Origin of the sequence: Nocardioides sp. 1609 (assembly GCF_004522105.1) — a bacterium.
Lineage (GTDB): Bacteria > Actinomycetota > Actinomycetes > Propionibacteriales > Nocardioidaceae > Nocardioides.
Genome location: NZ_SPUJ01000004.1, coordinates 35,481 through 58,333 on the forward strand (window position 1 = coordinate 35,481; position 22,853 = coordinate 58,333).

Here is a 22,853-nt window from a genome sequence, read left to right on the forward strand (position 1 = left end):
GCCGGCGGCCTCAGCCGAGGAACATCGCCCGGGCGGCGTCCAGTCCCTCGACCGTGACCTCCGGGTGCTCGTGCTCGGCCCAGCGCGCCGCGGTGAGGCGAAGCCGGTCGGAGACGAGCGCCTCCTTGCCCCGGGCGTCGCGCGAGATGCCGTCGGGGAGGTAGCCGAGCTTGCGCGAGACGCCCTGGGACGAGCGGTTGTCGGGGAAGACCTCCGTGGTGGCGTCGATGGCGCCGAGGTGGTCGAAGGCCAGCGTCAGCAGCCCGACCCGCGCCTCCGTGCCGAGCCCGGCGCCCTGGTGCTCGACGCCCAGCCACGAGGACGTCGTCACCTCGCGCACGACCCCGAAGTCCCGGGCGCGGAGCGACACGGCACCCACCGGCCGGTCGTCGAGGAACACGCAGAGTCCCAGCGACCAGTCGTCGGGCTGCCACTCGTGCAGCTGCGACCAGTGACCCCGGAGCACGCGCTCGGCCCGCTGGGCGGGGGTGCCCTCGGTCCACGGCGTCAGGAACGGCCGCTCGTCCGGGCCGTGCACCCCGCGCCCGGCCAGCTCGGCCAGCGCCGCCAGCTCGTCGAGGTCGGGCAGGCGGAGGCAGAGGCGTCCGGTCCGGATGCGGAGCCCGTAGGTGGGCCAGACGTCGGGGAGCACGGCGTCAGTGTCGCCGACCAGGTGTCACCGCGCACCGGGATTCCCGGCGTGACGCGTGCACCGTGACGGGCACCGACGGGGGAGCTCCTCGGGCAACGGGTGCGCGAGGAGCTCCCACGTCGGCGTGACCGCACGCGGTCAGAGGTCGAAGAGCGAACCCTCGCCGATCTCGACGTCGGTGCGGGGCTGGTGCGCGTCGCCGCTGCTGGTCGGTCGGGGCTCGTCCTCGGGCTCGGTCTCGGCGTCGGTCTCGGGCTCGGCGTTGGGCTCGGGCTCGGGCTCGGCGTTGGGCTCGGCGTCGGTCTCGGCGTCGGTCGTCCCGGGCACCGTCACCGCGGTGGCGGGCTCGGGGTCGTCGGAGGCGATCGCCGTCGCGGCGGCGCTCACGGCCGCTCCGCCGGTCAACGTGCCCGGCTCGCCCTCGGGGAACGCCGGTCCCGGTTCGGGGTCGGCGACGGCCGCCTCGGCGGGCGCGGCCTCGGACTCGGGCTCGTCGGCAGGCTCGGGCTCCGCCTCCTGCACCGGCTCTGCCTCGGCATCCTGCCCGGGGGCGGGGGTGGACGAGGCGGCGGCGGCGACCGGTTCGGGGGCGACGATGTCGAAGAGCGAGCCGCTCTCGGGGATCTGGGTCCCCGGGACCGCGGCCGTCCGCGTCGCGGACGCCTCGGGCGCCGAGTCCGGCTCGGGCTCGGGGGTGGGCTCGGGCTCGGGCTCGGGCTCGGGGGTGGGCTCGGGCTCCGGCTCCGGCTCCGGCTCGGGGGTGGGCTCCGGCTCCGGTTCGGAGGCAGGTGCGGCGGGGGCGACGACGGCGACCGGCTCCGGCGCGACGATGTCGAAGAGCGAGCCGCCGTCCGGGACCTCGGTGGCCGGCGCGGCCGCCGTGCGGGTCCCGGTGGCGGCGGGCTCCTCCGGGGCGGGCTCCGGCTTCGATTCCGACGTCACCGCAGGCTCGGGTCCCGGCTCGGGCTCGGGCTCGGACGGCTGGGTCGGCGTCGGCTCGGCCGCCGGCTCGGGTGCGGCGATGTCGAAGAGGGAACCACCGGATCCGAGGTCGACCGACGGCTGCTCGACGGGCTTCGCCGGCGCGGCCGGCTCCTCCGGCACAGCCTCGCTCTCCTGCTCGGACGGCGCCTCCGCGGTCGGCTCGGGCTCGGCGGCGGACTCGGGCTTCGCGTCCGGCTCGTCGGCCGGGATGTCGAACAGCGAACCGCCCCCGCCGAGGTCGGCGGTCGGCTTCGGGTCGGCCTCCGCAGCCGGCACGGGCTTCACGGGCGCGTTGGCCTTCGCGGCCGGCTCGGGCTTCGCGGACGGCTCGGGCTTCGCCGCCGGCTCGTCGTCGCCGCCGAGGTCGAACAGGGAGCCGCCCGACCTGAGGTCGTCGCCGGGCTCGGCCGCGGTCTCGCGCGCCTCCTCGGGCTCGGCCTTCGTGGCGGGCTCGTCGTCGCCGAGGTCGAACAGCGACCCGCCGGACGTCGGCGCCGGCTCGGCCTTCGTGGCGGTCTCCGTGGCGGCGGGTGCGTCGTCGTTCACGTCGAAGAGCGATCCGCCGGACGACGACGGCGTCGCGGCCTTCGCCTCCTCGGCGGGGGTGGCGTCGGCGTCCGCGGTCGCGGCGGGTCCGTCCTTGGCCTCCGGGGCGTCGAAGAGCGACGATCCGCCCGACGCCTTGGCGAGCGGGCCGGCGTCCTCGGTCTTCGTGATCGTGTCGGCGGTGTCGGTCTCGTCGCCTGCCTCGGGCTCGGCCTTCGTCGCGACGTCCTGGGTGGCACCGTCCTGGGAGCCGGCTGCGGCCGCGGCCGCTGGGCCGGCGCCGGGCGCGAGCTTGGTGGCCTGCTCGCCCTTGACCGAGGCGAGCAGCATCTGAGCGACGTCGAGGACCTCGACCTCCTCGCGGGCGTTGCCCATGGCCTGCGCGGCGGTCAGCCCGTCGGAGAGCATGACGCGGCAGAACGGACAGCCGACGGCGATCTGGTCGGCGCCGGTCTCGACGGCCTCGGTCGTGCGGTTGATGTTGATGCGCTCGCCGATGTTCTCCTCCATCCACATCCGCGCGCCGCCGGCTCCGCAGCAGAAGGAGCGCTCCGAGCTCCGCTCCATCTCGACGTATGTCGCGCCGGGGAGGATCTGGAGCAGCTCGCGCGGCGGCGTGTAGACGCCGTTGTGGCGGCCGATGTAGCACGGGTCGTGGTAGGTGATCGAGCGCTTCTGGGCGCCGGAGCCGTCCCGGACCGGCGTCAGCCTGCCCTCGCGCACCAGCCGGTTGAGCAGCTGGGTGTGGTGCACCACCTCGAGCTCGACGCCGAACTCCTGGTACTCGTTCTTGAGCGTGTTGAAGCAGTGCGCGCAGGTCGAGACGACCTTCTTGACCCGGTACTCCTTGAAGGTCTCCGCGTTCTGCGTGGCGAGGCCCTGGAAGACGAACTCGTTGCCGGCGCGTCGGGCCGGGTCGCCGGTGCAGGTCTCACCGTTGCCGAGGACGCCGAACGAGACGCCCGCCATGTCGAGCAGCTCGGCCACGGCGCGGGTGGTCTTCTTCGCGCGGTCCTCGTAGGCCCCGGCGCAGCCGACCCAGAAGAGCCAGTCGACCTCGTCGAGGGACTCGATGCTCTCGCCGACGACCTTGACCTCGAAGTCGAGGCCCTTGGCCCAGTCCATCCGCGCCGTGGCGGACATGTTCCACGGGTTGCCCTTGTTCTCGAGGCCCTTGAAGAGGCCGTTGAGCTCGGCCGGGAAGTTCGACTCGACCAGGATCTGGTGTCGCCGCATGTCGATGATGTGGTCGACGTGCTCGATGTCGACGGGGCACTGCTGCACGCACGCGCCGCAGGAGGTGCACGACCACAGGACGTCCTCGTCGATGACGAAGTCGCTGCCCTCGGGGTTGTAGAACCAGTCGTCCTCGCCGCCCTTGCCGATGAGGGAGCGCCCGGCGGCTTCCTCGCTGTCGGCCCCGTTGGCGCCCGCCTTCGCGTAGGCGTGGTCGCGCAGCGCGGTGATGAGGAGCTTGGGCGACAGCGGCTTCTCGGTGTTCCACGCCGGGCACTGCGACTGGCAGCGTCCGCACTCGGTGCAGGTCGTGAAGTCGAGGATGCCCTTCCAGGAGAAGTCCTCGACGCTGCCGACGCCGAGCGGGGAGTCCTCGTCGAGGTCGTCGATGTCGGCGAGGCTGATCGCCTTGCCGGCCGACGTCAGCGGCTTGACGGCGCCGAGCGCCGTCCGGCCCGACGACTCGCGCTTGAACCAGATGTTGGGCCAGGCGGTGAAGCGGTGCCAGGCCACGCCCATCGTGAGGTTGCGGGAGATGACGAGCAGCCAGACCATCGCGAGCACGATCTTGAACAGCGCGATCGCGATGATGATGTTCTCGAGCGCCCCCTCGTTGCCCTCGACGCCGTCGGGGTAGAGGTTGCCGAAGAACGAGCTGATCGGGAAGTGGAACCGGTCGAAGTCCTCGGGGTGGTCGCTGGTGACCTGGCCGAGGTTGTACTCCGCGCCGCGGATGAACAGGATCGCCGAGCCCTCGAGCAGCACCATCGCCTCGACGAAGTAGGCCTGCCAGAAGTTCGACTTGTAGAAGCGGCTGTCGCGTCCCTTGCGCCGCGGGTGGTTCAGCTGGCGGTAGACGATCAGGAAGACGATCCCGATCGTGCCCAGCAGGCCGATGCCCTCGCTGAGCCACTCGAAGAGGAAGAAGTGGCCGATGATCGGCAGCGCGAACTCGGGGTCGAAGAGCTGGAAGTAGCCGGTGAGCACGGCCGTGCTGAGCAGGATGAACGCGAAGTACACGAACCAGTGCATGATCCCGACCCAGTGCCACTGCAGCATCCGGGTGTGCCCGAAGGTCTCGACGAACATCGTCGTCGTGCGACGGCCGGGCCGGTCGGTCCGACCGGTGACGGGCTGGCCCTGCTTCATGACCGCGACCATCTGGCGCACGGCGAGGGTCACGAACACGACGGCGACGGCCGTCAGGGCGAGAGCGATGACGATCGCGGCGATCTGCATGCGGGGGACTCCAGTCGTTCGGGTGCTCCCGGTGCACCCAGGGGCGGCTGCGAGCCTAGGGGGCGGGCTCAGGGGTCGTCAGGACTGCGTCGGGGTGAGATGGATCCTACCCGCTGGTAACTTGCCGTGCTCGGTCAGCCCACCCGGACGACCCGGCCCGCCCCGTAGAACCGGACCTCGACACTGACCCGGGCGCGCTCCGCGGCCCTCGCTCCCACGCCGTACGTCGTCCCGGTCGTGACGCAGGGCGCGGAGCCTGCCCCAGCGATGCAATTGCCGAGATTGGCTCAGCTCGACCGCCGGAAATCGAGCCAGCGTCGGCAATTGCACGCGAGGGGCCGGTCGTTGCCGTCCGGGTGCGGGGTGGCCGTGGCGGTGCGGAGACGTTTGGATGGGCGGGTGACTGCCTCCCCGCCCCCTGCCCTCGACGCCGTGGTCGTCGGCACCGGTCCTGTCTCCTTCGCCGACGTCGTCGCGGTGGCCCGCGGTGGTGCCCCGGTCGTGATCGGGGAGGACGCGCTCACCGCGATCGACCGGGCCCGCGCGGTGATCGAGGAGCTGGCGGCCGGCGCGACCCCGGCGTACGGCGTCTCGACCGGCTTCGGGGCCCTCGCCACCCGGCACATCCCGACCGAGATGCGGGCGCAGCTGCAGCGCTCGCTGGTGCGGTCGCACGCGGCCGGCTCCGGACCCGAGGTCGAGCGCGAGGTGACGCGGGCGCTGATGCTGCTGCGGCTCTCGACGCTGGCGACCGGCCGGACCGGCGTACGGCGGGAGACGGCGCAGCTGCTGGCCGGGCTGCTCACCCACGGCATCACGCCCGTCGTCCACGAGCACGGCTCGCTCGGCTGCTCCGGCGACCTCGCGCCGCTGTCGCACTGCGCGCTCGCGCTGATGGGCGAGGGGCCGGTGCGCGACGCGTCCGGTGCCCTGGTCGACGCCGCCACGGCGCTCGCGGCGGTCGGGCTCGAGCCCGTCGAGCTCGCCGCCAAGGAGGGTCTGGCGCTGATCAACGGCACCGACGGGATGCTCGGGATGCTGGTGCTGGCGATCGAGGACCTGCGGCGCCTCCTCCGTACCGCCGACGTCGCCGCCGCGATGTCGGTCGAGGGCCAGCTCGGCACCGACCGCGTCTTCGCGGCCGAGCTGCAGGCGCTGCGCCCGCACCCCGGTCAGGCGGCCTCGGCGGCCAACCTGGCGCGGCTGCTCGCCGACTCCGGCGTCGTCGCCTCGCACCGCGGGCCCGACTGCAACCGGGTCCAGGACGCCTACTCGCTGCGCTGTGCGCCGCAGGTGCACGGCGCGGCGCGCGACACCCTCGAGCACGCGGCCACCGTCGCCGGGCGCGAGCTGTGCGCGGCCGTCGACAACCCCGTCGTCCTGCCCGACGAGGGCAGGGTCGAGTCGAACGGCAACTTCCACGGCGCGCCCGTCGGCTACGTGCTCGACTTCCTCGCGATCGCCGCGGCGGACGTCGCCTCGATGAGCGAACGGCGCACCGACCGGTTCCTGGACCGGAACCGGAGCCACGGGCTGCCGCCGTTCCTCGCCGCCGACCCGGGTGTCGACAGCGGCCACATGATCGCGCAGTACACGCAGGCCGCGATCGTGTCGGAGCTCAAGCGGCTCGCGGTTCCGGCGTCGGTCGACTCGATCCCGTCGAGCGCGATGCAGGAGGACCACGTCTCGATGGGGTGGTCGGCGGCCCGCAAGCTGCGGCACTCCGTCGACGGGCTGACCCGCGTGGTCGCCGTCGAGGTGCTCACCGCCGCCCGCGCCCTCGACCTGCGTGCCCCGCTCGTGCCGTCGCCGGCCACCGCCGCCGTCGTCGCGCTGCTCCGCTCGTCCGGCGTCGCGGGCCCCGGCCCCGACCGCCACCTGGCCCCCGAGATCGAGGCCGCGTTCGCGCTGGTCGCGTCGGGCGCCGTCGTCACCGCCGTCGAAGAAGTGATCGGAGAGCTCCAGTGACCACCTCGGTGAACCCGGCCAACCCCCGCCTGCCCATCCGCGCCGCGCACGGCACCGAGCTGACCGCGCGGTCGTGGCAGACCGAGGCGCCGCTGCGGATGCTGATGAACAACCTCGACCCCGAGAACGCCGAGCGTCCCGAGGACCTCGTCGTGTACGGCGGCACCGGCAAGGCCGCGCGCGACTGGCCGTCGTACGACGCCCTGGTGCGCACGCTAACGACGCTGGCCGACGACGAGACGATGCTGGTGCAGTCGGGTCGCCCGGTCGGCGTCATGCGCACCCACGCGTGGGCGCCGCGGGTGCTGATCGCGAACTCGAACCTGGTCGGCGACTGGGCGAACTGGGAGGAGTTCCGGCGGCTCGAGGACCTCGGCCTCACGATGTACGGCCAGATGACCGCCGGCTCGTGGATCTACATCGGCACGCAGGGGATCCTGCAGGGCACCTTCGAGACCTTCGCCGCGGTCGCCGACAAGCGGTTCGGCGGGACCCTGGCCGGCACGATCACGCTCACCGCCGGCCTCGGCGGGATGGGCGGTGCGCAGCCGCTCGCCGTCACGATGAACGACGGCGTGGCGATCTGCGTCGACGTCGACCAGGCGCGGATCACCCGCCGCATCGAGCACCGCTACCTCGACGAGCAGGCCGACTCCGTCGAGGACGCCGTCGCCCGCGCCGTCGCCGCCCGCGACGCGAGGAGGCCGCTGTCGATCGGGCTCCTGGGCAACGCCGCCGAGGTCTTCCCGCTGCTGCTCGAGATGGAGGCCCCGATCGACGTCGTCACCGACCAGACGTCGGCGCACGACCCGCTCAGCTACCTCCCGGTCGGCGTCGGCGTCGACGACTGGGCCGACGCCGCCGATCGCGACCCGGCCGGCTTCACGAAGGACGCGCAGGCCTCGATGGCCGCGCACGTGCGGGCGATGGTCGAGTTCCAGGACAAGGGCGCCGAGGTCTTCGACTACGGCAACTCGATCCGCGACGAGGCCCGCAAGGGCGGCTACGACCGGGCCTTCGAGTTCCCGGGGTTCGTGCCCGCCTACATCCGGCCGCTGTTCTGCGAGGGTCGGGGGCCGTTCCGCTGGGCCGCGCTCTCGGGCGACCCGGCCGACATCGCGGCGACCGACCGGGCGATCCTCGAGCTCTTCCCCGCCCACGAGTCGGCGCAGAACGAGCGGCTGCACAAGTGGATCACCATGGCCGGCGAGCGGGTCGCGTTCCAGGGCCTGCCGGCCCGGATCTGCTGGCTCGGGTACGGCGAGCGGCACCTGGCCGGGCTGAGGTTCAACGAGATGGTCGCCTCCGGCGAGCTCTCGGCGCCGATCGTGATCGGCCGCGACCACCTCGACTGCGGGTCGGTCGCCTCGCCGTACCGCGAGACCGAGGCCATGCTCGACGGCTCCGACGCGATCGCCGACTGGGCCATCCTCAACGCCCTGGTCAACACGGCGTCGGGCGCGACGTGGGTCTCGTTCCACCACGGCGGCGGGGTCGGGATGGGCCGCTCCCTGCACGCCGGCCAGGTCTGCGTCGCCGACGGCACGGAGCTGGCCGCGGCCAAGATCGAGCGGGTCCTCACCAACGACCCCGGCATGGGCGTCATCCGGCACGTCGACGCCGGCTACGACCGCGCCGTCGAGGTCGCCGCCGAGCGCGACGTCCGGGTGCCGATGCGCGAGGGCTGAGCGGGATCCGCTACGACGGGGATCCGCCACGACGGGGATCCGTCACGACGGGGATCCGTCACGACGGGGATCGGCCACGACGGGGATCGGCCACGACGGGGATCGGCCACGTCGGGGATCCGTCACGACGGGGATCGGCCACGACGGGGATCTCTCTCGTCAGTCGTCCTGCTCGGGCAGGTACGGCGTCCGGCCGGCCAGCCGCGCGACGATGACCCCGGTCGTGGTCATCGCCAGGCCGAGCCCGGCGAGGACGACGAGCTGGAACTGCGCCGCCTCGACGGGGTCGGCGCCTCCGAAGAGCGCGCCCACGAAGGCCCCGGGCAGCGTGACCAGGCCGGTCGACTTGGTCTGGTCGAGGTTGGGCAGCAGGGCTTCGCGGACGGCGGTGCGCCCGATCTCGTCGTGCGCCTGGCTGGGACTCGCGCCGAGCGCGAACCAGGCCTCGACCTCGTCGCGTCGCTGCCGGGTGTCGTGGAGGAAGTGCCGCCCGGTGAGCGTCGCGGCGCTCATGGTGTTGCCGATGACGATGCCGGCGACCGCGACGACGTAGCGGGCCTCGAGGTCGACCAGGTGCAGCGCCAGCACCAGCGCGAGGGTGACCGCCGACCCGACGACGACGCCGAGCACCGCGACCCGGCGTCCGTGCCGGAGTCCCTTCAGGCGACCGGCGGCGGTGAGCGAGGCGGTGGAGACCATGAGGACCAGGAACGCCGCGACCGTCGCCGGTGCGGCCAGCACCCCGCTCAGGATGAGCGCGATCGCGCTCAGCTGGACCGTGGCGCGCACCAGCGCCCACAGCGGGAACCAGCCCAGGTCGAGACGGGCCCACCGGCCCAGGGCCAGCGTGGAGCAGCACAGCACCAGCAGGCCGAGCCCGAAGAGCGCGTGGTCCCCGACGGTGCTCACCGTCGTCAACCTAGACCCGGGGGCGACCACCGACGAACGGATCCGCAGTTGCGGACGATTAGTTCCTGCGATGCCGCAGGTGCGGCTACGATCGCGGCATGACTACGTACCGCGTCTCCGAGGCCGCCGGACTGCTCGGTGTCAGCGACGACACCCTGCGCCGCTGGATCGACGCCGGCCGGGTCGACGCCGACACGGCCACGGGCCGCGCCCAGATCGCCGGGGCCGACCTGGCGGCACTGGCCGTCTCGCTGGCCGACGACCCCGACCGCGAGAGCACCCGTGCCGCACACGTCAGCGCACGCAACCGGCTCGCCGGCATCGTCGTCGCGGTCAAGAAGGACGTCGTGATGGCACAGGTCGACATGGTCTGCGGCCCCTACCGCCTGGTCTCGTTGATGAGCGCCGAGGCCGCCGACGAGCTCGGGCTCGAGCCGGGCTCCCGGGTCGTCGCGTCGGTGAAGTCCACCAACGTCGTCGTCGAGACCCCCTGACCCACCTCGCCGCCGTCCTGTCCGAGAGGCACCACCCATGCGCCGTACCGCTCTGCTCGCCGCCGCGATCCTGCTGGCCCCCGCCCTGACGGCGTGCGGTGCGGACGACGAGGACACGACCCTCCACGTCTACGCGGCCGCCTCGCTCACGTCGACGTTCGAGCAGGTGGCGGCGGTGTTCGAGGAGGAGCACGACGGCGTCGACGTCGAGCTCAGCTTCGCGGGCTCCTCCGACCTCGTGAGCTCGATCCGCGAGGGCGCGGACGCCGACGTCCTCGCCTCCGCCGACCTCGCCACCATGGACGAGATCACCGCCGACGGCCTCGAGGCCGGGGACCCCGTCGACTTCGCCACCAACACGCTCCAGATCGTCGTCCCGCCGGGCAACCCGGCCGGCATCACGGGCTTCGCCGACCTCGCGGGCACCGACGTCAAGCTCGTCATCTGCGCGCCCGAGGTGCCGTGCGGCGCCGCGACCCGGAAGATCTCCGAGAACACCGGGGTGACCCTGAGCCCGGTCAGCCAGGAGCAGTCGGTCGCCGACGTCCTCGGCAAGGTGACCTCCGGAGAAGCCGACGCTGGCCTCGTCTACGTGACCGACGTGATCGCGGCCGGCGACGAGGTCGAGGGCATCGAGCTCCCCGAGGCCGCCGACGTCGTCAACACCTACCCGATCGTCGCGCTCGCCGACAGCGGTCAGGACGACCTGGCGCAGGAGTTCGTCGACCTGGTGCTGGGGGCGTCCGGCCAGGAGATCCTCGCGGGCGCCGGCTTCGCGCCGGCCCCGTGAGGTCCCGGTGGTGTCGGGCCGACGCTCCCGTGAGCCTCGCGTGACCACCCGGGCCCGGACCACCGGGCTACCCGGCTGGATCTTCGTCCCGGCCACCCTGGGTGCGGTGTTCGTGCTGCTCCCCCTGGTCGCCATCATCGCCCGGGTCGACTGGGCGAACTTCGTCCCGCTCATCACCTCGGAGTCGTCACGGGCTGCCCTCTGGCTCAGCCTGCGCACGTCGACGGTGAGCACCGTGCTGTGCGTGCTGCTCGGCGTGCCGATGGCCGTCGTCCTGGCGCGCACCGAGTTCCGCGGCCAGGGTGTGCTGCGCTCGCTGGTGCTGCTCCCACTCGTCCTGCCGCCGGTCGTGGGTGGGCTGGCCCTGCTGTACACCTTTGGTCGCCGGGGACTGCTCGGCGAGACGTTCAGCGCGTGGGGGATCGAGATCGCGTTCTCCGCGGCCGCGGTCGTGATGGCGCAGACCTTCGTGTCGATGCCGTTCCTGGTGGTGAGCCTCGAGGGCGCGCTGCGGACGGCGGGCGAGCGGTACGAGGTCGTCGCCGCCACCCTCGGGGCCGGCCCGACCACCGTCTTCCGGCGGGTCACGCTGCCGCTGGTGCTGCCCGGGCTGCTGTCCGGCGCGGTGCTCGCCTTCGCCCGGGCCCTCGGCGAGTTCGGCGCCACCGTCACCTTCGCCGGCAGCCTCCAGGGGACCACCCAGACCCTGCCGTCGCTGATCTACCAGCAGCGGGTGACCGACCCGGACGCCGCCGTCGCCCTCGCGCTCGTGCTCGTCGTGGTCGCCGTCGTGGTGATCGGGTTCGCCCGCCAGGGACGGGGGAGCACCCGGTGAGCCTCGAGGTGTCGGCCCGGGTCGTCGAGCGCGGCGTCGACCTGTCCTTCTCGGTCGGGACGGGCGAGACCGTGGCGATCCTCGGTCCCAACGGCGCCGGCAAGTCGACGGTGCTCTCGGTCCTCGCCGGGCTGCTGCGCCCCGACGAGGGACGGGTCGTGCTCGACGGACGACCCCTCACCGAGGTCGGGGGCGGCCGCGCCGCGGTCGACGTCCCACCGCACCGCCGGGGAATCGCGCTGCTCGCCCAGGACCCGCTCCTCTTCCCGCACCTGAGCGCTCTCGACAACGTGGCCTTCGGCCCGCGGAGCGGCGGCGCTTCACGCAGCGAGTCCCGCGAACAGGCGTCCGGCTGGCTGGAGCGGGTGGCGGTCGGTCACCTCGGCGACCGCCGTCCGAGCCGGTTGTCGGGCGGCCAGGCCCAACGGGTCGCAGTCGCCAGGGCCCTCGCCGCCCGCCCGGACCTCCTGCTGCTCGACGAGCCGATGGCGGCGCTCGACGTCGACGTCCGGCCCGCCCTGCGGCACACCCTGCGCGAGGTGCTGGCCGAGCGGACCACCGTCGTGGTCACCCACGACGTCCTCGACGCCCTCCTTCTCGCCGACCGGGTCGTGGTCGTCGAGGACGGCACGGTGGTCGAGGACGGGGCCAGCGCCGACGTGCTCGCCCGCCCGCGCAGCGCCTTCGCGGCCCGGCTCGCCGGCCTCAACCTGCTGGCCGGCCGCTGGGACGACGGCGCCGTGCGCCTCGGCGCCGGCGCGGTCGTGCAGGGCCGCGTCGTCGGGCCGGCCCCGGCGCCGGGCGACTCCGTGCTCGCGGTGTTCCGGCCCACCGCCGTGTCCATCTACCGCGAGCCGCCGCACGGCAGCCCGCGCAACGTGCTGGACACGACCGTGACCCACGTCGAGCCGCGCGGCGACCTGATCCGGATCCGCTCCGACCTGATCAGTGCGGACGTCACCGCGCAGGCGGCCGCCGAGCTGGCGCTCGTCCCGGGCGACCGCGTCGTGCTCAGCGTCAAGGCGACCGAGGTCTCGGTCTACCTGCACTGACGCGACGTCGTGGATCCCGGTCGTGACGACGCGGATCCCGAACGTGGCGTCGCGGATCCGAGCGTGGCGACGCGGATCCCGAACGCGGCGATGCGGATCCCTCACGACGCGGGTCCCGCTCGACGCGAGCCGGACCCACCACGAGCCCGCGTCCGCACGTCGCGGTGACGATGTGGCCTCCCGTGTCACAGTGACACCGTGACGACGCAGCCGGCCCGCCAACGGGCGACTCTGACCGGAATCAGCTCCCGCGCGTGGGAGCACCCGGCCGACCGCGGCGCGCTCGTGGCGCTGCGCCGGCTCAAGGGCTTCGACACCGTCCTCAAGGCGGTCTCCGGGCTGGTCAACGAGCGCACGACCCGGCTCCTGCTGCTCGGCACCGCGGTGCGCGTCGACGAGCGCCAGTTCCCCGCGCTGCACTACCTGCTGCGCGACGCGGCGCGGGTCCTCGACGTCGAGGGTCCGCTCCCGGAGATGTACGTGCAGGCGAACCCGACCCTGAACGCCGTCACCATCGGCCTCGACAAGCCCGTGATCGTGCTCAACTCCGCGCTGGTCGACCTGCTCGAGGAGGACGAGCTGCGCTTCGTCGTCGGCCACGAGCTCGGCCACGCCCTCAGCGGTCACGCCGTCTACCGCACGCTGCTGCTGCGGCTGATCAACCTGACCGGCGTCCTCGGGTCCGTCCCGCTCGGCGGTCTCGGCCTGCGCGCGATCGTCGCCGCGCTCTACGAGTGGGCACGCAAGTCGGAGCTCTCGGCCGACCGCGCCGGGCTGCTCGCCACCCAGGACCCCGCCGCCGCGATCCGCGCCCACATGCAGCTGGCCAGCGGCGGACTGATGGGCGACCTCGACCTGTCCACCTTCATGGCGCAGGGTCAGGAGTACCTCGACGCCGGCGACCTGCGCGACTCGGTGCTCAAGCTGATGCTCGTCGAGAAGACGACGCACCCGTTCGCCGTCGTCCGCGCCGCCGAGCTGCGCGGCTGGGTCGACTCCGGTGCCTACGCCGGCATCCTCGGCGGCGACTACCCGCGCCGCGACGACGACGCCGGCGCCAAGGTCAGCGACGCCGCCAAGGACGCCGCCACCTCCTACTCCGCCGCGTTCGAGTCCTCGCAGGACGCGCTCGGCAAGCTCGTCCACGACCTCGCGGGCGCCGCCGGCAGCATGAAGCTCTGGCTCGACGAGCGGTTGCGCCGCGGCGAGTAGCAGTCGCTACTCCGGCGCCGGCTGCCACCACTTGCGCTGCGGGCCGACGTTCCAGAGCGACGGCACGTCGGCGACGAGGTAGCAGGACCCGGCGACGACGTTGCCGGGGAGCGGCGGCACCGGGTGGTCCGAGGCGGCGAGGCAGACCGTCGCCTCGAACCCGACGGTCCGGACCCGCACCGTGTGGAACTCCTGCCCCGACACGCTGTGGCGGTGGCTCAGGCTGTGCACGATCGTGCCGGCCAGGAAGCCGGTCGGCTCGGCGTCCGGGCCCTCGTGGACCAGGCCGTAGGAGACGAACGACTCCGCCGACCAGCGTGAGGCGCCCGGCTCGTCGCTGATCCGGCTCGCGTCGGAGGCCGCGAACGCCGCCTCGTCGGCGTGCACGGTCATCTCGACGCCGAGCGCCACGACGGAGGCGTCCAACCGGGTGGGCCCGTCGGCGGCCGCGACCTGGCGGTGCTGCTCCAGGTCGACGAGGAGCCGGGTGACCGTGCGGCCGTCGTCGTCGAGGACGGCGGCGCGGGTCAGTCCGGACTCGGTCACGCTCACCTCGCCGAGGAGCGCGCCGGGTTCGGCGGCGTACGACGGCACCAGGTCGAGCGGGACGCCGTCGCGACGGCTGATCACGACGCGGGCCCCGGTCGGGTCGGGGTAGCTGACGGTGACGACCTCGTCGTCGGTGCGCCCGACGACCTCGGCGGGCAACGCCTCGAGCAGGGTGCCGAGGGCGTCGAGGTCGGCGACGTCGAGCCCGATGCAGGCGAGGGTGGAGGCCATGGGTCCACCGTACGGCGCGCCTTTAAGTCTAGTTTCTGAATAGAGTTATAGTCGCCCGCATGACCCGCGTCGACTGCCACCAGCACGTGTGGCCCGACGCGCTGGTCGCCGGGCTCCGCCGGCGCTCGCGGCCGCCGTACCTCGACGGCGACGTGCTGCACCTCGCGGGCGAGCCGCCCCACGTCGTCGACCCAGCCGTGCTCACGCCGTCGGTGCGCGACGACGTCGACCTGGCGCTGGTGTCGCTGTCGAGCCCGCTCGGCATCGAGACCCTGCCCCCCGACGAGGCGACCCCGCTGCTCGACGCCTGGCACGGCCTGGCCGCCGACCTCGGCGACAGCCACGGGCTCTGGGCCGCGGTCAACCTCGTGGAGCCCGACCTCGAGGGCCTGCGCACCACGCTCGAGACGGCCAACGTCCACGGCCTCCAGGTCCCGGCCACCGCGCTGCTCGACCCCGTCGGGCTCGAGCGGCTCGCGCCCGTCCTCGCGGTCGTCGAGGACGCCGACCTGCCCGTCCTGGTGCACCCGGGGCCGGCCCCCGCCCCGCCAGGACCGGCGGGGTCGACCCGCGCGGCCGACGTCCCCGGCTGGTGGCCCGCCCTCACGTCGTACCCCGCCCAGCAGGCGAGCGCCTGGTTCGCCTGGCACCTCGCCGGCCGCGCGCTCCTGCCCGACCTGCGGATCGCCTTCGTCGCGCTCGCCGGCCTCGCGCCGCTGCACCACGAGCGGCTGGTCGCTCGCGGCGGCACGTTCGGGTCGGTCGACCGGCACGTCTACTACGAGACCTCGTCGTACGGCCCGCGGGCGATCGACGCGATGGTCCGCGTCGTCGGCGTCGACCCGGTCGTGCACGGCTCCGACCTCCCGTACGCCGTCCCGTCCAGCACGACCGGCCCCGGCATGGGCGAGGCCCTCTCGCACGCGCTCCTGACCGCCAACCCGCACCACCTGATGAACGGAGGCCTCCGATGACGATCGCCCCTTCCCCGGCGACCAGCACCACCAGCACCAGCGTGCTGGGCGCCGACCAGCTGCCCGCCCTGCCCGGCCGGGTCCTGGACGAGGACGAGCTGCGCGCGTGGGTGCGCGAGGTCGCCGCGCGGCCCGAGCTCTGGGAGCAGCACGTGCGCCACGACGCAGGGGGACGCCACTACGTCTCGCTCTACCGCGACGCCGACATCGACGTCTGGCTGCTCTGCTGGAACCTCGTCGACGACACCGGCTGGCACGACCACGACACCTCCGCCGGGGCGGTCGCCGTGACCCGCGGCGCCGTCAGCGAGAGTCGCCCCCGCCTCGGCGGCACCCCCACGACCCGCACCGTGCGCGCCGGCCGCGCGTTCGGCTTCGGCCCCGACCACATCCACCGGATGGGTGGCGCGGTCGACGGCTCGGTCTCGATCCACGCCTACTCGCCGCCGCTGTGGCGGATGGGCCAGTACTCGATCTCCCCGTCCGGCGTGATGAAGCGGTTCTCGGTGTCCTACGCCGACGAGCTGCGCCCGCTCGACGGCTGAGGCGGCCGTGCCCACCGCCACGGCCCCGTCCGCCACCCCTGCCGGCACCCGGGTCGGCACCCGAGTCGGCACCCGGGTCGGCACCGTCAGCCCGGCCGGGCTGCGCCGCCTCCTCGACGGCGACGGCGAGGTCGCCGTCCTCGACGTCCGCGACCCCGTCGCGCGCGCGTCCGGCCACCTGGTCCGCAGCGCGTCCGCCCCGCTGCACGACCTCGAACGCCGGGCGCGGGTGCTGGTCCCGCACCTCGACACCGTCGTCGTCGTGGCCTCCGAGCCTGCGCTCGACGAGCACGGCGCCGCGATCCTCGACGGACTCGGCTACGAGCGGGTACTCGTGCTCGACGGCGGGCTCGACGCCTGGCGCGCCGCCGGTGGGCGCACGTACGCCGGCACGCACGTGCGGAGCACGGCGCTGGGGGAGTGGGTCGCGGCGACCTCCGACCCCGACACCCACACCGACACCGACACCGGCACCGACGGCGCCCGGGCCCGGGCCCGGCGGAGGCTCGAGGACGCAGCCGTCGACCTGGTCGACGCCGCCGGGACGGCCCGTCTGGTCGCCGACCCGACGCGGACGACGTACGTGATCGACGTGCGCAGCCCCGAGGAGCACGCCGCCGGGCACGTGCCCGGCAGCCTCCACGTCCCGGGCGGCCGGCTGGTGCGGGCCGTCGAGGATCACCTCGCCGTGCAGCGCGCGCACGTCGTCCTGGTCGACGACGAGGACCTGGTGCGCAGCGCCGGCGCGGTCGCGTGGCTGCGCTACCTGCACGACGGACCGGTGCACGTGCACGTGCACGACGGCGCGGCCGCGCCGGTCCCGGTCCCGGTCCCCGACGTGCCGGTCGTCGACGCGGTCACCGGCCACGAGCTCGCCGCGCTGCTGCGCGCGCGGGTGGTCTCGGTCGTCGACCTGCGCTCCTCCGAGGCCTACGCCGCCGGCCACGTCGGCGGCTCGGTGCACGCCCGCCGGGAGCACCTGCCGGCCCTCCTGCCCGGGCTGAGCAGCCCGGTGGTGCTGGTCGGCGACGACGGCCTGGTGCCCGACTTCATCGCCGCCGAGGCCGACCGGCTCCTCGGCGGGCTGGGCGACGTCCACGTCCTCGAGGGCGGCATCGACGCCTTCCCCGGCAACCTCACCACCGCCGACCCGTCGTACGCCGGCCCGGTGGTCGACCGCGCCGGCCCGCCGCCGTCCGGTCCGGAGAGCGACGCGTGGCACCGGGCCCACGCCGCCTGGGTCTCCGGCCTGCCGGCGGCCGCCGCCGGCGACCCCGACCTCGACTTCGAGGCGATCTCGCTCCGTCCACCGGGTCGGGCGCGGGCCGGCTGACCTGCGTCAGCCGACGTCGATCCGCGGGCTCAAGGCCTGACCTCGACCGCCGCGGTACCCGTCGTCGCGGAAGCCGTCGTCGACCGAAACCACCTCGTCCCGGGGACCCGAGACGGCCATGTGGAGCGCGGCGACCCGGACCCACCTCGGCTCGCCGAGGCACTGCCTCGGAACAGAGAGGACGACGCGGTCCTGGCCCGGTCGGAGGCTGCCGGTGGCGTCCTCGCACTCCGGGTCGGACGCCGGGTCGTCGGAGAGCACGGAGACGTCGAGCTCGGTCCGGCCGGACATGCGGAGCATCTGAGCCACGGCGAGGTCGCCGCTCGGCATCTTGAGGAGCACCTGGCTGAGCTGGTCGCCGCGCTGCAGGTCGCGCAGTCGCACGACGACGCGGACCCGCGCCGCGGCGTGACTCACGGTCACCCGACGGATGTCGGCCGAGCGGTTCGCGGGGTCCGGCCGGATCGTCTCCTCCGGCTCCGAGGCCGTCACCACGTCACCCGTCGCGTCGTGGTGCGTCCAGGTCTCGGCGTGCGCGGCGACCGGCGCGCCGGCCAGCACCGCCCCGGCGAGCAGGGGGAGCAGGGCGGTCAGGGCGGTCGCGGTACGTCGGCGCGGCATCGGGTCTCCGTCGTTCGGGGTGGGTGGCACAACCTGGGCCACCGGCACCGTCGGCGCAGCCGTTCTGCCCAGCCGGTCCGCCGGCCGGCCGCCCGGGTCGCCGCCCGGGTCGCCGCCGGTTGGTCGGGAGGGGCAGGGTGGGAGGCATGGAGACCACCCAAGTCCGGCTCGCGGCGTACCCCGTGGGCGTGCCCGCCGACTCCGACTTCGAGATCACCACCGTCGCGCTGCCCGAGCTCGCCGAGGGGCAGGTGCTGCTGCGCACGATCTACCTGTCGCTCGACCCCTACGTGCGGGGCCGGATGAGCACCGCCAGGTCCTACGCCGACCCGCTCGCGCTCGGCGACGTCATCATGGGCGGGACCGTCTGCGAGGTCGTCGAGTCGCGCTCCGAGGACCGCCGGGTCGGCGACGTCGTGCTGGCCTTCGCCGGCTGGCAGACCCACGCGGTCGCCGACGCGCGGCACACCCGGCGCCTGGACCCCTCGACCGCTCCCGTCTCGACGGCCCTCGGCGTGCTCGGCATGCCGGGCTTCACGGCGTACGCCGGCCTGCTCGAGATCGGGCGGCCGAAGCCCGGCGAGACGGTCGTGACCGCCGCGGCCGCCGGCCCGGTCGGCTCCGCCGTCGGCCAGATCGCGAAGCTCAAGGGTGCGCGCGCCGTCGGGATCGCCGGGGGCGCCGAGAAGTGCCGGGTGCTGGTCGAGGAGCTCGGGTTCGACGTGGCGGTCGACCACCGCGTGGAGAGCTTCGCCGACGACCTCGCCGCCGCCACGCCCGACGGCATCGACGTCTACTTCGAGAACGTCGGCGGCCACGTCGCCGAGGCCGTCGGACGCCGCCTCAACCGCTACGCCCGGGTGCCGGTCTGCGGCCTGGTCGCCGGCTACAACGACACCGCCGCCGCCGAGGGCCCCGACCGGCTGCCGGGGTTCATGCGCAGCGTGCTGACCCTGAGCCTGACCGTGCGCGGCTTCATCCAGGACGAGTTCGCCGCGACCCACACCGCCGACTTCGCACGCGAGATGGGCGGCTGGGTCGGCGACGGCTCGGTCCGCTACCTCGAGGACGTCACCGACGGCCTCGACCAGGCTCCCGAGGCCTTCCGCGGGCTGCTGAGCGGCAAGAACGTCGGCAAGGCGCTCGTCCGGGTGGGGGCCGACCCGACGTCCGCGTCGTAGCGTCGCCCACCCGCGCCGGACCCGGCGCGGAGCCGCCCGGGCACCGTGCCGGGCACGCGGGTAGACAGGGGGTGTGCCCCACGACCCGAACGACCCCTTCGTCCGTGTGCGCGGAGCCAGCGAGCACAACCTCAAGAACGTCGACGTCGACGTGCCCCGCGACGCGATGGTCGTCTTCACCGGGGTCTCCGGGTCGGGCAAGTCCTCGCTCGCGTTCGGCACGCTGTACGCCGAGGCGCAGCGCCGCTACTTCGAGTCGGTGGCGCCGTACGCACGCCGCCTGCTGCAGCAGGTGGGCGCGCCGCACGTGCAGGAGATCACCGGCCTCCCGCCCGCGGTGGCCCTGCAGCAGCGGCGCGGCGCCGCCACCTCGCGGTCGACGGTGGGGACGCTGACGACCCTGTCGAACCTGGTGCGGATGCTCTACTCGCGGGCCGGCACCTACCCCGCCGGCGCGCCGCGGCTGGGGGCCGAGGCGTTCTCGCCGAACACCGCCGCCGGGGCGTGCCCGCGCTGCCACGGACTGGGGGAGGAGCACGACGTCAGCGAGGAGCTGATGGTGCCGGACACCTCGTTGAGCATCCGGGAGGGCGCGATTGCGGCCTGGCCGGGCGCCTGGCAGGGCGCCAACCTGCGCAGCATCGTGACGGGCCTAGGCATCGACGTCGACGCACCCTGGCACACGTTGCCGGCGAAGGACCGTGCCTGGCTGCTCTTCACCGACGAGCAGCCCAAGGTGCTCGTCAAGCCCGAGCGCGACCGCGTCGACCACGGCTACCACGGTCTCTTCTGGAGCGCCCGCGCGCACGTCCACCACGTCCTGGCCACCTCGAAGAGCCAGATGATGCGCGACAAGGCGATGCGCTTCGTCCGCAGCGACGTCTGCTCGGTCTGCGCGGGCACCGGGTTGCAGGCCGAGTCGTTGGCGGTCACCTTCCGGGACCGGAGCATCGCGCAGACCAACGCGCTGTCGTTCACCGAGCTGGTCGCGCTGCTGCGCCCGGTGGCCGAGCTCACCGACGCCGCGGCGGCGACGTCCTCGGCCGAGTCGGGGGAGGCGACCGAGGTGGCGGTGCGCCTGTGCGCCGACCTCGTCTCCCGGGTGCAGGTGCTGCTCGACCTGGGGCTGGGCTACCTCTCGCTGGGCCGCAGCTCCACGACCCTCTCGCCGGGCGAGGCGCAGCGGCTGCGGATCGCCACGCAGCTGCGCTCGGGTCTCTTCGGGGTCGTGTACGTGCTCGACGAGCCGTCCGCCGGGCTGCACCCGGCCGACGCCGAGCCGCTGCTCGACGTGCTCGACCGGCTCAAGGGCGCGGGCAACTCGCTGTTCGTCGTCGAGCACGACCTCGACGTCGTACGCCGGGCCGACTGGATCGTCGACATCGGGCCGGGAGCCGGCGAGGGCGGGGGGCACGTGCTCTACTCCGGCCCCGTGCCGGGCCTCGAGCACGTCGAGGGGTCGGTCACCGCCGAGCACCTCTTCGGCCGGGCCGAGCCGCTCGAACGACCCCAGCGGACGCCGCACGGCTGGCTGCACCTGCGCGGCGTCAGCCGGCACAACCTCGACCACGTCTCGGTCGACGTCCCGCTGTGCGTGCTGAGCGCCGTGACCGGGGTGTCGGGCTCGGGCAAGTCGACCCTGGTCACCCAGGTGCTCGCCGAGCTGGTGCGCCGCCACCTCGGTCAGGCCCCCGACGACGCGGAGGAGAGCGAGCTCGAGATCGACGTCGACGACGCCACCGGCCTGGAGTCCTTCGACCGTCTCGTGCGCGTCGACCAGCGTCCGATCGGGCGGACGCCGCGCTCCAACCTGGCCACCTACACCGGGCTCTTCGACGCGGTGCGCAAGCTGTACGCCGCGACGCCGCAGGCCCGTGAGCGCGGGTACGGCGCCGGCCGCTTCTCCTTCAACGTCGCCGAGGGGCGCTGCGAGACGTGCCAGGGGGAGGGGTTCGTCTCGGTCGAGCTGCTCTTCCTGCCCGGCACCTACGCGCCCTGCCCGACCTGCCACGGGGCGCGCTACAACGCCGAGACGCTCGAGGTCACCTACCGCGACAAGAACGTCGCGGAGGTGCTGGCCCTCTCCGTCGACGAGGCCGCGGACTTCCTGGCCGACGTCCCCGCCGCGGCGCGCAGCCTGACGACGCTGCGCGAGGTCGGGCTGGGCTACCTGCGCCTGGGGCAGCCGGCGACCGAGCTCAGCGGTGGCGAGGCCCAGCGGATCAAGCTGGCGACCGAGCTGCAGCGGGCCCGGCGCGGGCACGCGCTCTACCTGCTCGACGAGCCCACGGCCGGGCTGCACCCCGCCGACATCGCCCTCCTGGTCCGCCAGCTGCACCGGCTCGTGGACGCCGGCAACACCGTGGTGCTGGTCGAGCACGACCTCGACACGATCGCCAGCGCCGACTGGGTGATCGACCTGGGCCCGGGTGGGGGCGACGAGGGCGGGCGGGTGGTGGCCACCGGCACCCCCGAGGAGGTCGCCGGAGTCGCGGGGAGTGCCACGGCGCCGTACCTGGCCACGCGGCTCGCGGCCCTCACCCCCGACCGGTAGCTCCCGACGTCGGCCGGAGCGCGACCGGCAGCACCGCGACGGTGAGGCAGGCGACGGTCCAGAACGCCGAGGAGAAGGACGCCTGGACCGCGATCACGCCCACCGCCACGGAGCCGAGGGCGGTGCCGGCGTCGAAGCCGACGTTCCACACCGCGCTCGCCAGGTGGTGGTGGCGGCGCGAGACCGCACCGAACGCCACGACCAGGGTCAGGTTCTGCAGGCCCCCGTAGGCCAGCCCCACCACGACCATCGCGACCAGGAACACCAGCGGCTCGACCGGGTCGGCGACCGACCACGCGACCAGCGCCGTGCCGAGGCCGGTGAGCAGGACGAGCGGCCACAGGAAGCGCTGCGGCCCGTACCGGTCGGCCAGCATCCCGGCCCGCCAGCGGCTGAGCGCCGCGACCAGGCCCATGAGGAAGAGACCGGCCGTCGCCGTCGTGCTGGAGACCATCTGCGGGGCGAAGGTGAGCACGGCACCTCCGGCCAGGGTGACGGAGAGGAGCAGGACGGTCGGCCGGCGCAGCCGCCGGTAGGCGGCGGAGTCCGGGTCGTCGGGATCGGCGTCGCGGCCGCCGACGGCGAGCAGGTCCGGGGCGGTGTGGTGCAGGGTCGAGGCCAGCCGGAGCGCCGCCGGGATGGCCGCGAGAGGGAGCGCGCTGATCGCGAAGACGACCCCGAACCCGGCGTTCTCGGCCAGCCAGGCCCCGGCGGGGAGGAGGGCCAGGTTGGGGAGCGCCACGGCCAGTCCGTAGACACCGATCGCCTCGCCCCGTCGCTCGGCCCCGACCAGGGCCGCCACGGCCGAGCTGCCGGTGACGGTGAGGACGCCGAAGCCGATGCCGCGGGCGGCGCTGAGCGCCAGCACCGGTCCGAGCGCGTCGCTCACCGCGTACAGCGCGGCCGGGACGCCGAGCAGGACCATGCCGACCACGAGGGTCGGCCCCCACCCCCAGCGCCGCAGCGCGCGCGGGACGAACAGCTGGGTGAGGACGGTGAACAGCAGCAGCACGCCGTTGACGAGGCCCGACTCCCCGGTGTCGGCGCCGCCGGCGACCGCCCACAGCGGGGCGACCGGGAGCAGCACGGCGTACCCGCAGAACCCCAGGAACGTCATCGCGACGAGCGGCCGCATCCCCGGCTGCCGCCAGATCGAGATCACCGACGCACGCTAGTCGCCACGGTGGGTGGGGGCCGTCGGCGGCCCGAGCCCGACGTCGAGCGGGCTGCCGTCCTGAGTACGCGTGCGGTGCTCGACGG

Annotated in this window: 18 protein-coding genes; 12 read left to right on the forward strand and 6 right to left on the reverse strand. The window is 74.1% G+C overall.

All coding sequences use genetic code 11. From position 1 onward, the window contains the following. Positions 1 to 10: 10 nt before the first annotated feature. Together E4623_RS10550 and E4623_RS10555 are read right to left on the reverse strand one after the other, a co-directional pair. On the reverse strand, positions 11 to 652 hold the full coding sequence (locus E4623_RS10550; protein ID WP_134766521.1) for a GNAT family N-acetyltransferase: 642 nt from the start codon (positions 650 to 652) through the stop codon (positions 11 to 13). A gap of 138 nt (positions 653 to 790) precedes the next feature. Further along, on the reverse strand, positions 791 to 4,657 hold the full coding sequence (locus E4623_RS10555) for a heterodisulfide reductase-related iron-sulfur binding cluster (protein WP_209020628.1): 3,867 nt from the start codon (positions 4,655 to 4,657) through the stop codon (positions 791 to 793). 399 nt (positions 4,658 to 5,056) lie between these two features. Between E4623_RS10555 and hutH the strand changes: the two genes are divergently transcribed. Both hutH and hutU read left to right on the forward strand, forming a co-directional pair. Then, entirely contained in the window at positions 5,057 to 6,625 is a 1,569-nt protein-coding gene (gene hutH, locus E4623_RS10560) for a histidine ammonia-lyase (protein WP_245155016.1), read from the forward strand. Next, positions 6,622 to 8,313, forward strand: coding sequence for a urocanate hydratase (gene hutU, locus E4623_RS10565; RefSeq protein ID WP_134766523.1), 1,692 nt, complete (start codon positions 6,622 to 6,624; stop codon positions 8,311 to 8,313). The genes hutH and hutU overlap by 4 nt, the downstream gene beginning before the upstream one ends. Positions 8,314 to 8,472: 159 nt before the next feature. On the opposite strand, the gene E4623_RS10570 is transcribed toward hutU, so the two are convergent. Continuing rightward, positions 8,473 to 9,222, reverse strand: a complete 750-nt coding sequence (locus E4623_RS10570; RefSeq protein WP_245155017.1) for an ABC transporter permease — start codon at positions 9,220 to 9,222, stop codon at positions 8,473 to 8,475. Positions 9,223 to 9,320: 98 nt separating this feature from the next. On the opposite strand from E4623_RS10570, the gene E4623_RS10575 reads away from it, so the two are divergent. The 5 genes from E4623_RS10575 to E4623_RS10595 all read left to right on the forward strand — a co-directional run bounded on the left by E4623_RS10575 (position 9,321) and on the right by E4623_RS10595 (position 13,605). Then, on the forward strand, positions 9,321 to 9,716 hold the full coding sequence (locus tag E4623_RS10575; RefSeq protein ID WP_134766524.1) for a TOBE domain-containing protein: 396 nt from the start codon (positions 9,321 to 9,323) through the stop codon (positions 9,714 to 9,716). Between the two features lie 37 nt (positions 9,717 to 9,753). After that, positions 9,754 to 10,506, forward strand: a complete 753-nt coding sequence (modA, locus tag E4623_RS10580; protein ID WP_134766525.1) for a molybdate ABC transporter substrate-binding protein — start codon at positions 9,754 to 9,756, stop codon at positions 10,504 to 10,506. A 40-nt stretch (positions 10,507 to 10,546) separates the two neighbouring features. After that, positions 10,547 to 11,341: an ABC transporter permease gene (locus E4623_RS10585; protein WP_134766526.1), complete on the forward strand. Its 795-nt coding sequence runs from the start codon at positions 10,547 to 10,549 to the stop codon at positions 11,339 to 11,341. After that, positions 11,338 to 12,393 (forward strand): ABC transporter ATP-binding protein, encoded by a 1,056-nt coding sequence (locus E4623_RS10590; RefSeq protein WP_134766527.1) that lies wholly within the window; start codon positions 11,338 to 11,340, stop codon positions 12,391 to 12,393. The genes E4623_RS10585 and E4623_RS10590 overlap by 4 nt, the downstream gene beginning before the upstream one ends. Positions 12,394 to 12,591: 198 nt before the next feature. Beyond that, the gene (locus E4623_RS10595) at positions 12,592 to 13,605 is read left to right on the forward strand and encodes a M48 family metallopeptidase (RefSeq protein ID WP_134766528.1); all 1,014 of its coding nucleotides are present in this window, start codon (positions 12,592 to 12,594) and stop codon (positions 13,603 to 13,605) included. A gap of 6 nt (positions 13,606 to 13,611) precedes the next feature. Here E4623_RS10595 and E4623_RS10600 read toward each other — a convergent pair whose 3' ends face one another. Next, positions 13,612 to 14,385 carry a hypothetical protein gene (locus tag E4623_RS10600; protein WP_134766529.1) on the reverse strand — a complete coding sequence of 258 codons (774 nt, stop codon included), beginning with the start codon at positions 14,383 to 14,385 and terminating at the stop codon, positions 13,612 to 13,614. Between the two features lie 59 nt (positions 14,386 to 14,444). On the opposite strand from E4623_RS10600, the gene E4623_RS10605 reads away from it, so the two are divergent. The 3 genes from E4623_RS10605 to E4623_RS10615 are packed head-to-tail and all read left to right on the forward strand — an operon-like array spanning position 14,445 to position 17,237. After that, complete coding sequence (locus E4623_RS10605) at positions 14,445 to 15,359, forward strand: amidohydrolase family protein (RefSeq protein ID WP_134766530.1); 915 nt, start codon at positions 14,445 to 14,447, stop codon at positions 15,357 to 15,359. Next, complete coding sequence (locus E4623_RS10610) at positions 15,356 to 15,904, forward strand: cysteine dioxygenase family protein (protein ID WP_134766531.1); 549 nt, start codon at positions 15,356 to 15,358, stop codon at positions 15,902 to 15,904. Before E4623_RS10605 ends, E4623_RS10610 begins: the two co-directional genes overlap by 4 nt. 7 nt (positions 15,905 to 15,911) lie before the next feature. Further along, positions 15,912 to 17,237, forward strand: a complete 1,326-nt coding sequence (locus tag E4623_RS10615) for a rhodanese-like domain-containing protein (RefSeq protein WP_209020629.1) — start codon at positions 15,912 to 15,914, stop codon at positions 17,235 to 17,237. Positions 17,238 to 17,243: 6 nt separating this feature from the next. Here the strand turns inward: E4623_RS10615 and E4623_RS10620 are convergent, their stop codons facing one another. Beyond that, entirely contained in the window at positions 17,244 to 17,858 is a 615-nt protein-coding gene (locus E4623_RS10620) for a hypothetical protein (protein ID WP_134766532.1), read from the reverse strand. Between the two features lie 146 nt (positions 17,859 to 18,004). Between E4623_RS10620 and E4623_RS10625 the strand changes: the two genes are divergently transcribed. Further along, a complete protein-coding gene (locus tag E4623_RS10625; RefSeq protein ID WP_134766533.1) occupies positions 18,005 to 19,039 on the forward strand; it encodes an NADP-dependent oxidoreductase in 1,035 nt (344 codons plus the stop codon). Positions 19,040 to 19,112: 73 nt separating this feature from the next. Then, on the forward strand, positions 19,113 to 21,593 hold the full coding sequence (gene uvrA / locus E4623_RS10630; protein ID WP_134766534.1) for an excinuclease ABC subunit UvrA: 2,481 nt from the start codon (positions 19,113 to 19,115) through the stop codon (positions 21,591 to 21,593). Here the strand turns inward: uvrA and E4623_RS10635 are convergent. Then, positions 21,577 to 22,755, reverse strand: coding sequence for an MFS transporter (locus E4623_RS10635; protein ID WP_134766535.1), 1,179 nt, complete (start codon positions 22,753 to 22,755; stop codon positions 21,577 to 21,579). The two genes, uvrA and E4623_RS10635, sit on opposite strands and share 17 nt — an antisense overlap. Between the last annotated feature and the right edge of the window lie 98 nt (positions 22,756 to 22,853).

Bases quoted from the DNA above. Each gene is read 5' to 3' on its own strand.
- E4623_RS10555 (WP_209020628.1), bottom strand. From the start codon at position 4,657: ATGCAGATCGCCGCGATCGTCATCGCTCTCGCCCTGACGGCCGTCGCC.
- E4623_RS10575 (WP_134766524.1), top strand. From the start codon at position 9,321: ATGACTACGTACCGCGTCTCCGAGGCCGCCGGACTGCTCGGTGTCAGC.
- modA (WP_134766525.1), top strand. From the start codon at position 9,754: ATGCGCCGTACCGCTCTGCTCGCCGCCGCGATCCTGCTGGCCCCCGCC.
- E4623_RS10600 (WP_134766529.1), bottom strand. From the start codon at position 14,385: ATGGCCTCCACCCTCGCCTGCATCGGGCTCGACGTCGCCGACCTCGAC.
- E4623_RS10605 (WP_134766530.1), top strand. From the start codon at position 14,445: ATGACCCGCGTCGACTGCCACCAGCACGTGTGGCCCGACGCGCTGGTC.
- E4623_RS10610 (WP_134766531.1), top strand. From the start codon at position 15,356: ATGACGATCGCCCCTTCCCCGGCGACCAGCACCACCAGCACCAGCGTG.
- E4623_RS10620 (WP_134766532.1), bottom strand. From the start codon at position 17,858: ATGCCGCGCCGACGTACCGCGACCGCCCTGACCGCCCTGCTCCCCCTG.
- E4623_RS10625 (WP_134766533.1), top strand. From the start codon at position 18,005: ATGGAGACCACCCAAGTCCGGCTCGCGGCGTACCCCGTGGGCGTGCCC.